Raw genomic sequence first — 15,101 nt, forward strand, 5'->3', positions numbered from 1 at the left:
CTCGGGAGTCGGCTGTCTGCGCGCAGACCGAGGCATAGGCTGCAGTTTACCCGCGGATGCCTCCACTCGCGCGTCTAGGTAGATGCCGACCGGATGACCTCGGCGAGAATCTCACCACGCGTGATGCGGCTCTTCCGATGGTTGCTGCCCTGAGCCGCCGCGAGAGAATATCTCGACGCTCGCTCGCGCTCCGCTGAACTCATCTCGCCATCGTGCCCTTGGTAACGCTCGAGCAACTGCTCGAACCCGGTCAGCGCCGTACGCAGCGCCGCGGGATCGACCGCGCGAGAATCGACGCTCACCGCCCGATCCAACTCGACGATGAGCGAGAAAAGATCGGCCTTCTTCCACCATCGACTTGCGCCTGCGATATCAGCAGAGTCGAGAGCGGCGAACACGCTGTTCAAGCGCGCTTCCATTTCGGGCGCGCGGGGATACTCGTCGTTATACCTCTCGAGATACCTCTCATGCTCGTCGGTATCGTCGAAGTAGCCGGCCTCCATCGTAATCAGCAGACTGAGCTGGAAGCTAACATCACCCATCCGCCTGACATCCGACGCCTTGAAGACGCTTCGCCGCGAGTAGAAGTCATGTTCGGCGAGAGACGCAGCGGAACGTTTGATTGCGCCATCGTACCGTGCGTTAGCCAGTTCCATCGCATTCAGACCATATTTGGTCGAGTTGATTCGACTAAACACGTCCTTGACATAGTCCAACGGCACGCTTCCGAGGTCGCGAACGACGACCGTATACTCAAGAAAGCTACGCTTCTGCGCCTCGGTGAGCGCCGCATACGCCGGGATTCTCGGCGGCAAGCGGAGCGACTGTGCTCCGGAAAAGTACTCATAGATCGTCGAGACACGCTGCTGGCCGTCGACGAGCCACTCCGTCCCTTGCGCGGTTTCGGGGTCAACCTCACCGGCACACACGTAAATTTCCGGAAACGGCAGCGCCCGGAGAATCGTGTCGACGAACTCAACCTTGTCGCGATTGGTCCACACCAGACGACGTTGAAAATCAGGTCGCGAGACCAGCGCTCTCTGGTTAATCGCGGTAATCAATTCGCGAATCCTTCGATTCGTCGCATTCGTCTTCAGCTCGTACCGCACGCCGGAGTCGATCATCGCTTCACCGCCGAGGATTGAATGGACACTGGTGAGCTGGATAGCGGACCCGCCTCGCGACACATGCTGAGCGCTTTGAGCTGATACGACTCCAAGAAGTGCCAGTCTCGATACACCGCACCAGCCACCTTGACTCCTGCTCGACGGGAGAGCTCCGCGAACCTATCCCACCACATCCCGACTGTGTCTCCACGCACGTCGGGAAAGAAGTCGGGGCGTATCCAGCCGCGCATCAGATAGTCGGCGAAGTCATTCCGTTTCGGCCAAACAAGGCGTGCCTCGACGGCGACGTGGACCTCGCGCCAGAGGCGGTCGAACAGCTTCTCGTCGACGACCACAGCGTCGATATCTGACTTGTCGCCGAACGGTCGGTACCGCTTCGACGGAGCAATGCTGAACCCGAGCTTGGCCGATCCAACGACCAGAACGCTGGCGGGGTGGCACCCAACCGCTTCCGAAACAGCCTCACAGAACTCGTAGTAGCTATCATGGCTCGGATACACATATGCGCTTCCCGATATGATGCGTCTACGAAGGACGGTGCGAAGCTCAGCCCGCGCCACCTCATCTCTGAACTGCGAAACCAGCGCGCTTGAGTCGGCTAAAGCGCTCGTTTGAACTCTCATCGCAACACCTCTGCACCGAGCGCGGAATACCAGCTATTCGGCTGGAAGCTCATCCCGAGGAACGTCGGCCCCGACGAGAAGCTCGTGATCGCCCACACTATCCCAGAGCTACGAGCACCGACAACGGTCATGGGCGCACATCGGCTCCAGTCGCGCGAAGCGCGCTGCCGTCCCGAGGTTCTCGCGGGCGCGCAAGGCGCGTCCGCGAGAACCTCTCTCCCCCCACCAACAGCGGCGACTGCCTCCCTCCCCGCGCGGCCGAGACCTCACCAGCAGGGCGCGGGGGAGGGGTCCGAACGCTTCCGCAGCGGCCCACCAGTCTCCGTGTGGCCCTCGCAAGCGAGGCGGCCGCGAGCGCAGAGCGCACGTGGCCGCCGACACCACGTCGTCAGTCGCCACCGCCGCCGCAGGTGGGCCCCGCGAGGCTTAGTGAGGCCCCCCTCCCCCGCGCCCCGACGAGCCCTCCCCCGCGCGGGGATCAGCTCAGTCCGGGACTTCATGTCCGTCAGCTCTCGATCGCCGGTCGCAGCGTCGCGAGCGCGAGCGCATCTGCGATCGCATGGGCGACGATCGCCGGCCAGAGGCGGCGAGTGTGCCAGTGGTGGAGCCCGAGCACGACACCCATTGGAACGATCGCGGCGACCGCGAGCGGCCCCTGATAGGCGTGCAGGAGCAGTCGGACCATCAGCGACGCGCCGATCGCGAATCCCGGCCCCGATGCGCGCAGGCGCTCCTGGAGGAACCCGAGGTGCAAGCACTCCTCGAACACCGGGTTCACCAGCACCAGCAAGATCGCGATCACCGGGCTCGGCGCGCCGTGGAACGCGACCGACTGCCCGCGCGACGTGCCGGCGAGCAGCGCCATGCCGAGCCAAGACGCCATCATCGCGACCGCCCAGAGCAATACGCCCTCGCCCGTCGCGAGCCACGACGCGTCCAACTGGGACACCGAGACGCGCTTGCCGCGCGCACGCAGAAAGAGCAGCAGCGCTCCTCCGACGACGAGCTCGTAGAGAACCAGCCCGAGCAGCGTCTCGTTCGAGAAGTGGATGCGCCGCTCGAGCCCCGACGACGTCAGCTCGAGGAGCTCGCTGGTGATCGGCCACGCCCAAGCGGCGAGGAGGACGACAACGAGCTCGATGCGATCGCCGCGCGAGCTGCGCTGAGGTGGCAGGGACATGCGACGCAGAGAGTAGCCGCGCGCGTGCGCAAATCACCACGAGTCAGTCGGCTCCAGCCGCGCGAAGCGCGCTGCCGTCCCGAGGTTCTCGCGGACGCGCAGAGCGCGTCCGCGAGAACCTCTCTCCCCCCACCCCACCAGCCGCGACGCCCTCTCTTCCCCGCGCGGCCGAGACCTCACCAGCAGGGCGCGGGGGAGGGGGTCCGAACGCTTCCGCAGCGGCCCACCAGCCTCCGCGAGCCCCCCGAATGCCAGGCGGCCGCGAGCGCAGAGCGCACGCGGCCGCCGACACCACCTCATCAGTCACCGACACCGCAGCAGGAGGCCCCCGCGAGGCTTACTGACCTTTCATCCGGCGAACGGATCGGGAGGGGATCGACACGCCGATCAGCTCGTGATCTCCTCCCGGCGTGCGACCGACCGGAAGTAAGGCAGACCTCGAACGCCGTCGTCGCCTCGGCGTGGCGCTCCATCGCAGTGGCCACTCGATCCGCGAAGTGGCGAAGCAGCTCGGCTGCGCGCCCGGCTCTGTCGCGCGATGGACGAAGATGTTCGAGCAAGGCGGCGATGACGCGCTCGATCCAATCCCGAACGCCGGCGGCAAGAGTCGCCTGAGCGACAGCGACCGGGCGAAGCTCGTGGTCCTTCTTCGGCTCGGCGCACGCACGAGCGGGTTCGCAACGGAGCTTTGGACGCTTCGCCGCGTGCGTGACGTGATCGAGCGCGAGTTCGGAGTTCACTACTCGATCTCGAACGTGCACGCCGTGCTGCACAGTCTCGGATTCAGCCCGCAGAAGGCGGTGCGCCGCGCGCGCGAGCAGGACGCGGAAGCGGTCGAGCGGTTCCGACAGGAGGAATGGCCGCGCATCAAAAAAAAGCGGAAGACGACGGCCGCGTCCTCGCGCTGAGCGACGAGAGCGGCTTCATGCTGCAGCCGTCGTCGCCTCGCACCTGGGCGCCGCGCGGCGAGACACCAGAGCTCATCTGCGGCGCACGTCACGACCGAGTCTCGGCCATCAGCGCGATCACGATCTCGCCGCAAGCGCAGCGCACCGGGCTTTACTTCCGGCTGCTGCGCGGCAACTTCAACGCCGACGAGATCGAGCGGTTCGTGCGCCAAGTGCAGCGGGCGGTCCGCCGTCCCGTCACGTTCGTGTGGGACCGGCTCTCCGCCCATCGCACGGTCGCGAAGCGCCTCGAAGGCGATCCGCGCTTCGAGTTCATCCTCCTGCCGGCGTACGCGCCAACGCTCAACCCCGACGAGTAGGTCTGGCGTTATGCAAAGCACCATCTTCTCGCGAACTCCTGCCCGATGAACGGGCATGCGCTCGAGCGTGGCGTCCGCGCCGCGCTCGGCTGCATCGCGAAGCGCCAGGACCTCCTGCACGGTTTCATCCGCGGCGCGCGGCTGTCTCTTTAGCCGAGACAAAGGCCAGTAGTGAGGACCCCCTCCCCCGCGCCCCCGCCGAAGCCTCAGCGCGCGCGGCGATCAGTCCATTCGATACATCGTCACGACACAAGCCCCACCGAGCCCGAGATTGTGCTGCAAAGCCACTCGAGCCCCCGGGACCTGTCGAGCGTCGCCCTGACCACGAAGCTGCCAGACCAGCTCCGTGCACTGCGCCAGTCCGGTCGCGCCGAGCGGATGTCCCTTGCTCAGCAGTCCGCCCGACGGGTTCGTGACGAACTTGCCGCCGTACGTGTTGTCCTCGTCCCAGATGAACTTCTCGGCCTCGCCTTCCTTGCACAGGCCGAGCGCTTCGTACGTCAGCAGCTCATTCGCGGTGAAGCAGTCGTGCAGCTCGACGACCTGCACGTCCGAGGGTCCGAGGCCCGCCTTCTCGTACACCTTCGCCGCGGCGTTCTTGGTCATGTCGTAGCCGACCATCTTGATCATCGACTCTTCGCCGAAGCTCGACGGATAGTCGGTCGTCATCGCCTGCGCGGCGATGTAGACGCTCTTTCCGATCCCCTTCTTCTTGGCGAACTCGTCACTGCAGAGGATCGCCGCTGCCGCGCCGCAGGTCGGAGGGCAGCACTGATATCGCGTCAGCGGGTCGAACACCTCGGGCGACGCGAGGATCTCTTCCACCGAGTACGTCTCCTGGAAGAGCGCGAACGGGTTCTTGCTCGCGTGCTTGCGCGCCTTCTCCGCGATCTTCGCGAAGGTCTCGCGCTTCGTGCCGTGCTTCCAGCGGTACTCGCGCCCCGCGCCGCCGAACATCTGCGCTGCGCCGGGCGCCGACGTGAACCCCTGCACGTCGTTCATGAGCCCAGCGTGCTTGTCGAGCGGGTTGGTGCGGTCGTTCCACTTCGCCTGCAGCGCGCCCTTCTCCATCTGCTCGAACCCGACCGCGAGCACGCACTCCGCGATGCCGCCCTCGATCGCCTGCTTGGCGAGCATCAGCGCGGTCGAGCCCGTCGAGCAGTTGTTGTTGACGTTGAACACCGGAATCCCGGTGAGCCCGACCTCGTACACGGCGCGCTGTCCACACGTCGAGTCGCCGTACACGTATCCCGCGTACGCCTGCTCGAGGTCGCGGAACTCCACGCCCGAGTCCTTCATCGCAGCGCGGATCGCGCCCGCCGCCATCACGTTGTACTCGTCGCTCGCGCCGGGCTTCTGGAACTTCACCATGCCCACGCCGATCACGTTCACCTTGCGAGTCATCGTCGTACTCCTTCTCTGGCTCACGCGAGCTTCGTCATGAATCCGAGGCGCTGCGCGACGTGCGCGTCTCCGTCGATCCGGAGCGCGCCGCGCTGGTAGAGCTTCTGGGGCGTCGTCGCGCCGCTGGCGAGCGTCGCGAGGTCCGCGTCGCTGATCGTGACGATCGTGTCGGCGCCCTTTCCGCCGCCGCTCACGACACTGCCGCTGCCGTTCTTGAGATCGATCGTCCAGACGTTCTCCGGGTCCTTCACCCGGAGCTCGACGACGTATCCGACCTCACGAACGAGCCCCGCGTTGCTCGCGATGCGCTTGCTCAGCGCGTCGACGATCGCGGGCGCCTGCGCGCTCTTCGGCTGAGCGCTCGGCGCGGCGGCGACTGCGGCGCTCTTCTCGCCGCCACCCGCGCCGGTGCGCGCCTTCATCGCGGCCTCGACGTCCTTCGGGTCGACCTTGCGGAGGAAGTCGAGCTTCTGCGACGCCATCACGTTGCCGCTGATCTTCAGCTTGCCGGTCGTGAACAGCTTCATCGCGTCCGACTTGCCGGTGCACATGTCCATGAAGTCGGCGTCGCTGATCTCCAGCGTGCACTCCGCCGGGATCGGCTCGCCCTTCAGGACCGCGCCGTTGCCGTTCTTGAGATCGATCGTCCAGACGCTGTCGGGATTCTTCAGCTTGAACGCGTAGACGATCTTGATCTTCGCCGCGAGGTCGGTGTTCTTCGCGACGTAGCGCGTGATGCCGCCGAAGATGTCCTCGCTCGTCGGGGTGACCTCGACGCTGCCCGCCTGGTGCGGCTCGGGCGCCGATGCACCTCCACCGCTGCGCTTCTTCGCGGCGGCCATCACGTCGTTGGGATCGACGTTCTTGAGGATCGGCCCGAGCTTCTGCGACGCCATCACGTTGCCGCTGATCTTCAGCTTGCCCGTGGTGAAGAGCTTCATGGCGTCGGCCTTGCCGCTGACCATGTCCATGAAGTCCGCGTCGGTGATCTCGAACGTGCACTCGGCGGGCACGCTCTCACCCTGCGCGACGGAGCCAGTCCCGTTCTTCAGATCGAGAGTCCAGACCGAGTCCGGACTCTTGAGCTTGAACGCGAAGATCGTCTTCGCCTGACTGACCGCGTCGGCGCCCTTCTTCGCGACGAACGCCGCGATCCCGGCGAAGACGTCGCTCGAATTCGGGATCGGAGTGCCACCACCGCCCGCGCTCGCGGCCGCGGGCTTCTTCTTCTCCTTGGCCTTCGGCAGCTCCGGGAAGAGCTCGATCGCGGCGTTGGAGATCACGACCTTGTCGCGCTCCTTCACCTTCACGCGGAAGAGGATGCGAGTCTCGCTCTCCTTCCACATCTCGGTGATCACCGTCTCGCCCGGGAGCACCGGATCGGCGAAGCGCACCTTGATGCTCTTGAAGTAGCGAGGATCCCCGTCCTTCGCGAACGACTGGATCACGTGCCGCGCGGCATATCCGAACGTGCACAGGCCGTGGAGGATCGGGCGCTCGAAGCCGAACGCCTTTGCGAAGCCCGGGTCGGCGTGCAGCGGGTTCCAGTCGCCGGAGAGGCGGTAGAGCAGCGCCTGGTTCGAGTCGATCGTCTGCTCGACGCGCGCGTCGGGCGCGCGATCCGGCGCGACGTTCACCTCCGCGGCAGGACCGCGATCACCGCCCCATCCGCCGGCGCCGCGGACGAACGTGCTGACCTCGTTCTTGATCAGCAGATCGCCGTCCTCGTCGAAGCTCTCGATCGCGGTGATCACGACGGCGCCGCCCTTCTTGCCGCCGTCGCTGCCCTTGTCCCAGATGTCCTTGATCTTCGCCTTGTGGACGAGCTTCTGCTTGGGCGGCAGCGGGCGCACGAGCTCGAGGTACTGCTCGCCGTGCAGCACGCGATCGAGACCGTACTTCATGCCCGGCGCGGTCTTGCCCTCCTTGCCCATCGTGAGGATGCAGTTGATCGCCGGGATGACTCCGTACGTCGGCAGCGGCTTGAACCCACTGCCGTGCATCTCGTAGACGAGCTGCAGATCGCGATCGTCGTTGGGGTCGCGCGCCGCGCCGACGCCGAGCGCATAGAGCGCGAGATCGCGCTCGTCATAGGCGCTCTTCATCTCCGGGAACTCGTATCCGAGCGCCTGATCGACGTCGATGTACTGATTGCCACCCTTGCTCGGGCCGGCCTCGACGTTGTCCATGATCGGCTGGAGCGATCCCGCGATGTGCGGCGGGTGCGTCGCGCTCTCGTCGAACTTCGAGATCTCGCCCCACGCCTCGTGCACGTCCTCGGCCTTCACCGGACGTCCGAGGCGGAACAGCTTGCCCTTCGTGCGCTCCCACCGGAGCTTGCCGTAGTAGCCGCCGCCGACCTCGTAGAGGCCGCCGGTGTCCTCGTGCGACTCGTGGCAGAGCTCGACCACGAGCGCCGTCACGTACTCCGGCTTCAGCGCGTCGAGCAGGTTCTGCGGCATGACCGTCTCGGTCATGCGCGAGCCCGCGACCGGCGCGATCGTGTTGACGATGACGTTGTTCTTGCGCCCTTCGATCGCGAGCGTGTTCGCGAACCCGGCCAGGCCGAGCTTCGCCATCGCGTAATTCGCCTGACCGAAGTTGCCGTAGATGCCGGCGGCGCTCGCCGTCATGATGATCCGGCCGAACTTCTGATCGCGCATGTGGGGCCACGCCGCGTGGGTGCACTTGAACGCACCTTTGACGTGCACGCGATAGACGAGGTCCCAGTCCTGCTCGGTCATCTTCGCGAACGAGACGTCGCGCAGGATGCCCGCGTTGTTGATCAGCACGTCGATGCGGCCGAACGTGTCGATCGCGGTCTCGACGATGTTCTCGCCGTTCTCGACCGAGTCGTAGTTGGCGACCGCTTCGCCTCCCGCGGCCTTGATCTCGTCGACGACCTTCTGCGCCGCGGTCTGGCTCGCTCCTTCACCGGTGTGCGAGCCACCGAGGTCGTTCACGACGACCTTCGCGCCACGCCGCGCGAACTCCAGCGCGTGCGAACGCCCGAGCCCGTTGCCCGCGCCCGTGACGACGACGACCTTCCCGTCGAACCGGAGCTCCTTCGACATCGAACGTTCCTTCCTCGCCCGGTCGCGGCCTCCTCCACCAAGTCCCGAGGTCCGCGCTCAGATCGCGTGTTTCGCCCTGTGTTTCGAGCGACGATATTTCGTGCGCGAAAGAATCGTGGGCCCTCGAACCAAAGTCAACAACGTCCCCTGAGCCGTCGCCCGACGCTCGCGGTACCGACCCACCGATGACCGGAACCAGCGCGCGCGCGATGGCGGTGAGCGTCGCCTCGATCCTCACCTGGACCCTGATCGTGCTCGCGTGCGACGGCGAGCTCGGAGGCAGCGCGCCCCAGCTCGACCCGCGCCGCGACGCGCAGGTCGCGGACGGCGAGGACGCGGGCTCGACGAACGTCGACGAGGATGGTGGCGGCGCGCCTCTCCCCGCCGACGGCGGCACGACGTCACGCGACGACGCGGGCGCGACGCCGGTCGCCGACGCGGGCTCGACGCCGGTGGTCGACGCGGGCACGGGCGGCGGCGATCAGGTCGCGATCTTCGTCGCGCAGGGCTACGTCGGGCGCACGACGATCTCGTGCGACGACGGCCGCACGTGGATCGAGAACCGCTCGATGGACGACTCGCTGCGCTGCTTCGAGGGCGTCGACTGCGATCATCATCCGGGGCGCGCGAAGGGCATCGTCTACACGCGCGACGGCACGTTCGTCGCGACGTACGGCTGGGGCCCCGCGGGCGGTGTGGATCGCAGCCGCGACGGCGTGACGTGGGAGCGCACGCTCGAGGGCACGACGTTCGGCGGCATCGCGAGCGAGGGCGATCACGTGCTGCTCGGCGCGCACGACGTGCGCGTCTCGGAGGACGACGGCGCGACGTGGAGCTCGCCGATCACGTCGGCGCTCGAGGGGTGGAACGTGCGGCGCGCGGGCGCGTCGAGCGCGGGCGGTGGTCGCTTGCTGCTGGTGGGCGACGGCGGCGACGTGACGCTGAGCTCCGACGATGGCCGCACGTGGTGGAGGCCGAGATCGATCCCCGGGTCGTGCGGCGCGGCGATCCAGAACGACGGCGGGATCGGGACGATCGGCGAGACGATGGTGATCGTCGGCGGCAACGGCGACGTGTGTCACTCGCGCGATGGCGGCACGACGTGGACCGCGGGGTCGCTCGGCACGTCGGTGTCGTCGGCGGACGTGGTGTCGACCGGCAGCGAGCTGATGGTGTGGGGCGGCGGTCGCGTGTTCCGCTCGCGCGACGGCGCGACGTGGACGTCGACGCCGCTCTCGCCGGGCGGCGTCGCGATCGGCGCGGTCACGCGCGGCGCGAGCGGCACGTTCGTCGCGGTGAACGGCGGCTGGGACCAGTGGTACGAGCGGCAGCGCTTCTATCGCAGCACCGACGGCGTGAACTGGACCGAGCTGCCGCAGACCGCGTACGTGCGCAGCCATCCGATCCTGCAGATCCGCGAGGGACGCGTGCCGCGCTCGACGTGCGAGTGAGGTCGTAGACAGTCGGCGCGAGCGCGATCTCGAGGACGATCGGCCCGCTCCAGGATCGCGAGCTCGCCCGTTAGTTGTTTCGACAAAGTCTCTGTTACCGTCGCGCCATGCGCGCGTCGCTTCTTCGTTGCTTCACGATCTCCGCTCTCTCGATGGTGCTCGCGTGCGGCGAGCCCGAGGACGATGCCGTCGACGGCGGCGAGGACGCGGGGCCGCAGCCCACGTGCGAGAGCCCACCGGAGCTCGAGCTCGGCGATCCGGATGGCCATGCCGAGCCGCTCGGCGCAGGGCCGGGAGAAGCGCGCGCGGGGCGCATCGCGGGCGACGCGCTGCCGCCGTTCCCCAGCGGCCTCGGGATGTGGGACGAGGGCGGGTTCCTGCTCGCGAACGATCGCGTCGCGATGGTGATCGAGGACGTCGGGCCCTCGCACCTCTACGACCCGTGGGGCGGACGGCCGCTCGGCATCGCGCGCGTGGAGGACGGCGCGCTCGTCGACGTGGGCGACTTCGGCGAGATCCTGATCCTGACCGGTCGCTACACCGTGATGACGACGAGCGTGACCGTGCTCGCCGACGGCAGCGACGGAGGCGCCGCGATCGTGCGCGCGTCGGGTCCGCTCCGCGCATTGCCGTTCTTCGAGGCGATCACCGCGCGTCGTCTGTCGACCGAGTTCGAAGGGGTCGACGCCGCGATCGACTACGTGCTCGAGCCGGGCTCGAGCCACGTCGACGTGCGCATCACCTACGCGTCGTCGCTCGCGTTCCCGACGGGATCGATCACGACGATGCACGGCTTCATGTACACGCCGCGCATGCCGGCGTTCGCGCCGGGGCCGGGCTTCTCGCCGCAGAGCGTGAGCGTCGACGCGATCTCGTACACCGACGAGCGCGGCGTCGGGTTCGTGTACGAGGTTCCGGGCGACGATCTCTCCGTCGGCATCAACGCATCCGGGTTCGAGTCGCGCTTCACCGCGCGGCGGCCGATCGCGGACTGCGGTCTCACGACGGTCGAGCACGCGCGGCTCACGATTGGCGGGCCCGGGGTCGACGCGCTGCAGCGCGCGCACGCCGAGGAGAACGACGTCGCGATGCGAACGATCGAGGGCGTGGTGCGCGATGCGAGCGGCGCGCCCGCGGCGGGCGTGCGCGTGCACGTGCGCGCGAGCGAGGAGCGCTATCTGACGCGCTCGCTGCCCACCGGCGACGATGGCCGCTACGTGGTGCACGTGCCGGCGAGCGAAGGGGCGCTCGAGCTCTTCGCGTATCGACAGGGCGATGCGCTCGTCGGGCCGGTGGCGATCGACGCGGCGAGCACGACGCGCGATCTCGCGCTCGGTGCGGGCGGATGGGTGCGGGTGACGGTGGCCGACGAGAGCGGGGCCGCGCTGCCTTCGCGCATCCAGGTGCTCCCGCTCGACGGCGCGAGCGTGCCCTCGGTGCCGAGCGCGTTCGGAGAGGCGCTGCCGACGTCGGGGCGCGTGCAGGTCGCGCTGAGCGAGGACGGGACCGAGACGCTGCGTGTGCCCGCGGGGCGCTGGCGCGTGGTGATGTCGCGCGGCTACGAGTACGAGCTCGAGAGCCGCGACGTCGAGATCACGAGCGACGGCCAGACGATCGACGTGAGCGGGCAGCTCGCGCGCGTGATCGAGACGCCGGACGTGCAGTGCGCGGACTTCCACATCCACACCCGCCGCTCGAACGACTCGGCGGACGACGTGACCTACAAGCTGCGCGGCGCGATCGCCGACGGGCTCGAGATCCCGGTGCGCAGCGATCACGAGTTCGCGGCGGACTTCACGGCGGAGGTCGGCGCGCTCGGCGTGGAGGCGTGGGCGTACGGCGGCATCGGGTCGGTCGAGATGAGCAGCATGGAGCTCTGGGGCCACATGGGCGTGGTGCCGCTCACGCCGGATCCGACGCAGATCAACCACGGGACGCCGCTCTGGCAGGAGTGGCCGACGCCGGAGCAGCCCGATCTCCCGCTGCGCACGATGTCGCCCGTCGAGGTGTTCGACGCGGCGCGCGCGCGGCCCGAGCGACCGACGGTGATCATCAATCATCCGCTCGGCGACACGAACTACTTCGGGTACGTCGGCTACGACCCGGTCACCGGCACGGTCGAGCGCGAGGACGACTGGGACGACGAGTTCACCGCGGTCGAGATCTTCAACGACGCGGACTGGCGGCGCGAGCGCGAGCGGCTCGTCGTGCACTGGCTCTCGTTCCTCGATCGCGGCCGGCGCGTGTTCGCGGTCGGATCGAGCGACTCGCACGGGCTCGACGGCTCGCCCGTCGGCTATCCGCGCACGTGCATGGCGCTCGGCACCGACGACCCGCGCGAGCTCACGCCCCCCGGCGTGCGCGACGCGGTCGCGCAGGGACGGTCGACGATCAGCGGCGGGATCTACGTCGACGCGACGATCGGGGAGGCGGGGCCCGGCGCGGACGTGGTCGCGGGCGGCGCGCGCGCGACCGTGCACGTGCGTGTGCAGGCGGCGAGCTGGGTCGACGTCGACGCGATCGAGATCGTCGTCGATGGCCGCACGCTCGACACGATCGAGATCCTGCCCGGAGACGCGCCCGATCCCGTCGCGCGCCCCCACGTGCGCTTCGAGCGCGACGTGGAATTCGACGTCGCGGAGGGGCGCGGCAGCTACGTGATCGTCGCGGCGTACGGCGATGCGACGCTCGAGCCGGTGCACCGCGGGCGCGTGCCCTTCGGCGTGACGAACCCGATCTTCGTCACGCGCTGAGCTCGAGGACCGACTCGACCGCGCGGCGCGGCGTCGGCGCGGACGCGCGCACGGGGAACCCGAGGCGCATCACGAGCTGCGGGAACGTCGTGCGACCGATCGCCGCGCCGAGCTCCGGGCGCAGCGACGCGACCTGGATCGGCTGATTGAAGAACGAAGCCTGCGCGCCGGTGAGCGCGGCGCGCAGGAGCACGCGCGCGAGCGCTTGTCCCGCGGCGATCCACGAGGGCACGTCGTCGCGATCGGTGCCGAGCACCGCGAGCGTCGGCGCGCTCGTCGCGACGTGGTGATCGGCGCGCGCGACGTGCGCACCGAGATCGACGCGCGCGATCACGATCCGCGCGATCGGGAGCACGGGCGCCGGGACGAACGTGAGCCCGTCGCCGGCACGCCGCGAGCGCAGCCACACCGCGAGCTCGCGCCGCCACTCGCGATCCGCGAAGAGACGACGATCTCCCTCGGCCGCGAGCGAGGCGATCGCATCCCGCTCGCGCGGCGCGCGCACGACGTGGAGCCACGCGCCTTCGCGCACGGCGGCCGACTCGAGCTCGCGCAGCAGCGCGTCGGGCACCGGACGCTCGTGCATGCGACCACGCTCGGTGCGCCGCGTGTCGATCGCGCGCGCGAGCGTGCGGTCCACCGGGTCGACCACGCCCTCGGCGAGGCTCACGCGCGCGAGCAGATCGCGATCCTCGATCGACGGCAGGATCGACACGCTCGTGGTGAGCCCGACCGCCGCGGCCGCGACGCGCAGGTGCAGGAGCGCTGCGCCACACGAGATCGTGAGCTCGCGATCCTCGGGATCGTTGATCGAGAGCACGCGCGTGCGATCGGCGCGCAGGGCAACGACGCGATCACTCTCTTCGCGGAAGCGCCACGGCTGCGTGTTGTGGCTCGAGGGCGCGCGGGTCGCGCGCTCGACCAGCGCGCGTGTGGACACGATGCGAGGCGCGACCGCGCTCGTGATCTGCATCCGAAGGAAGTACCCGCGACGAGCGCCGAGACAAGGCGCCGATTGACACGTCGTCTATCGTTGCGCTCGCAAACGACTCGCTCGTTCTCGGACCACGACCATGCGATCCACTGCCCTCTTCCTCGTCGCGCTCTCGATGTCGATCCTCGGCTGCAGCGCATCGCACGGTCGCGGCAGCGGCGGTGACGGAGGCCCATCGAGCAGCGGAGACGGGGGCGCGCTCTGCGATCCCGGAGACGAGCGCGTCGCCGCCGTCTACTACGGTACGCGCGAGCCGACGACGCTGCCGCTGACGCCCGGCGAGATCCTCGCGATCGCGCGCGTCGAGCTCGGCGGGCTGTGCAGCGGCGTCGTGATCGCGCCGCGATGGGTGCTCACGGCCGCGCACTGTCTCGGTCGGCGCGGCGGCGACATCACGGTCGGCGCGAACCCCGATCGCGTCGATCGCAGCATCTCGGTCGTGCGGCAGCTCGCGCACCCGAGCCTCGACATCGCGCTGCTCGAGCTCGCGCAGGACGCGACGGTCGCGGTGCCCGGGCTCGTGCCGATCCGCATCGCGACGTTCGCGCTCGGCGGTCTCGTCGGCACGACCGCGGAGGCCGCGGGCTACGGCGAGCGCGAGGACGGCAACGCGGGCGCGCGGCGCTTCACGTCGGAGCCGATCGTCCAGGTGCGCGGCGAGTTCACGACGATCGACGGGATGGGCGAGCGAGGCGTGTGCTTCGGCGACTCCGGTGGCCCGCTGATGGTCGTCGCGGAGGACTCGAGCGTGCGCGTGATCGGCGCGCTGAGCTACGGCGATCCCGACTGCGTCGGTCGCGACAACTACACGCGCGTCGACCTCGCGCGTGCGTGGATCGAGGAGAACGTCGGCGAGACGCCGGCGCCGATCGACGGCTGCGACGGGGTGACGGAGGCCGGCACGTGCCGCGGCGCGACCGCGGTGTGGTGCGACGACGACGCGCTCCAGACCGACACGTGCAGCGACGACGAGCTGTGCATGCCGGGCGCGGATGGTCGCGTCACGTGCGTGCCGCGCAGCGACGATCCCTGCGGCGGGATCGACGCGACCGGGCGCTGCGAGGGCGCCGTCGCGACGTGGTGCGAGGGTGGGCGGGTGCGGCGCGCGGACTGCGGGCGCTGCGGGCTCGCGTGCACGCTCGACGCGGCGCGCGGCGGCGCCGTGTGCGAGTGACGTGACGGCAGAAACCTGAGCCGGTCCTCGTCTCGATCCGCGACTTCACGGCGC

11 protein-coding genes are annotated in these 15,101 nt (G+C 68.8%); 5 read left to right on the plus strand and 6 right to left on the minus strand.

Annotated features, from left to right (window positions below; genetic code table 11):
• Window positions 1-74 precede the first annotated feature (74 nt).
• From DB32_RS33795 to DB32_RS33805, 3 genes are all read right to left on the minus strand, one after another.
• On the minus strand, window positions 75-1,109 hold the full coding sequence (locus tag DB32_RS33795) for a DUF262 domain-containing protein (RefSeq protein WP_169791645.1): 1,035 nt from the start codon (window positions 1,107-1,109) through the stop codon (window positions 75-77).
• Window positions 1,110-1,120: 11 nt separating this feature from the next.
• Entirely contained in the window at window positions 1,121-1,750 is a 630-nt protein-coding gene (locus DB32_RS33800; protein ID WP_157069708.1) for a hypothetical protein, read from the minus strand.
• Between the two features lie 505 nt (window positions 1,751-2,255).
• On the minus strand, window positions 2,256-2,930 hold the full coding sequence (locus DB32_RS33805; protein WP_053236785.1) for a CPBP family intramembrane glutamic endopeptidase: 675 nt from the start codon (window positions 2,928-2,930) through the stop codon (window positions 2,256-2,258).
• A gap of 410 nt (window positions 2,931-3,340) precedes the next feature.
• On the opposite strand from DB32_RS33805, the gene DB32_RS33810 reads away from it, so the two are divergent.
• Together DB32_RS33810 and DB32_RS33815 are read left to right on the plus strand one after the other, a co-directional pair.
• Window positions 3,341-3,838 (plus strand): IS630 family transposase, encoded by a 498-nt coding sequence (locus DB32_RS33810; protein ID WP_075097691.1) that lies wholly within the window; start codon window positions 3,341-3,343, stop codon window positions 3,836-3,838.
• Window positions 3,787-4,197, plus strand: a complete 411-nt coding sequence (locus DB32_RS33815) for a transposase (RefSeq protein WP_083458127.1) — start codon at window positions 3,787-3,789, stop codon at window positions 4,195-4,197. The genes DB32_RS33810 and DB32_RS33815 overlap by 52 nt, the downstream gene beginning before the upstream one ends.
• Window positions 4,198-4,419: 222 nt before the next feature.
• Here the strand turns inward: DB32_RS33815 and DB32_RS33820 are convergent, their stop codons facing one another.
• Both DB32_RS33820 and DB32_RS33825 read right to left on the minus strand, forming a co-directional pair.
• Window positions 4,420-5,601 (minus strand): lipid-transfer protein, encoded by a 1,182-nt coding sequence (locus tag DB32_RS33820; RefSeq protein WP_053236788.1) that lies wholly within the window; start codon window positions 5,599-5,601, stop codon window positions 4,420-4,422.
• A 20-nt stretch (window positions 5,602-5,621) separates the two neighbouring features.
• Window positions 5,622-8,675 carry a peroxisomal multifunctional enzyme type 2 gene (locus tag DB32_RS33825; RefSeq protein WP_053236789.1) on the minus strand — a complete coding sequence of 1,018 codons (3,054 nt, stop codon included), beginning with the start codon at window positions 8,673-8,675 and terminating at the stop codon, window positions 5,622-5,624.
• A 185-nt stretch (window positions 8,676-8,860) separates the two neighbouring features.
• Here DB32_RS33825 and DB32_RS33830 point away from each other — a divergent pair, with 185 nt between their 5' ends.
• Both DB32_RS33830 and DB32_RS33835 read left to right on the plus strand, forming a co-directional pair.
• Window positions 8,861-10,126, plus strand: a complete 1,266-nt coding sequence (locus DB32_RS33830) for a sialidase family protein (protein ID WP_053236790.1) — start codon at window positions 8,861-8,863, stop codon at window positions 10,124-10,126.
• A gap of 107 nt (window positions 10,127-10,233) precedes the next feature.
• The gene (locus DB32_RS33835; protein ID WP_053236791.1) at window positions 10,234-12,879 is read left to right on the plus strand and encodes a CehA/McbA family metallohydrolase; all 2,646 of its coding nucleotides are present in this window, start codon (window positions 10,234-10,236) and stop codon (window positions 12,877-12,879) included.
• Here DB32_RS33835 and DB32_RS33840 read toward each other — a convergent pair.
• Window positions 12,869-13,852 (minus strand): Acg family FMN-binding oxidoreductase, encoded by a 984-nt coding sequence (locus DB32_RS33840; protein ID WP_053236792.1) that lies wholly within the window; start codon window positions 13,850-13,852, stop codon window positions 12,869-12,871. The genes DB32_RS33835 and DB32_RS33840 overlap by 11 nt on opposite strands.
• 100 nt (window positions 13,853-13,952) lie before the next feature.
• Here DB32_RS33840 and DB32_RS33845 point away from each other — a divergent pair, with 100 nt between their 5' ends.
• Complete coding sequence (locus tag DB32_RS33845; protein ID WP_053236793.1) at window positions 13,953-15,047, plus strand: S1 family peptidase; 1,095 nt, start codon at window positions 13,953-13,955, stop codon at window positions 15,045-15,047.
• Window positions 15,048-15,101 lie beyond the last annotated feature (54 nt).

This window comes from Sandaracinus amylolyticus (assembly GCF_000737325.1).
Lineage (GTDB): Bacteria > Myxococcota_A > Polyangia > Polyangiales > Sandaracinaceae > Sandaracinus > Sandaracinus amylolyticus.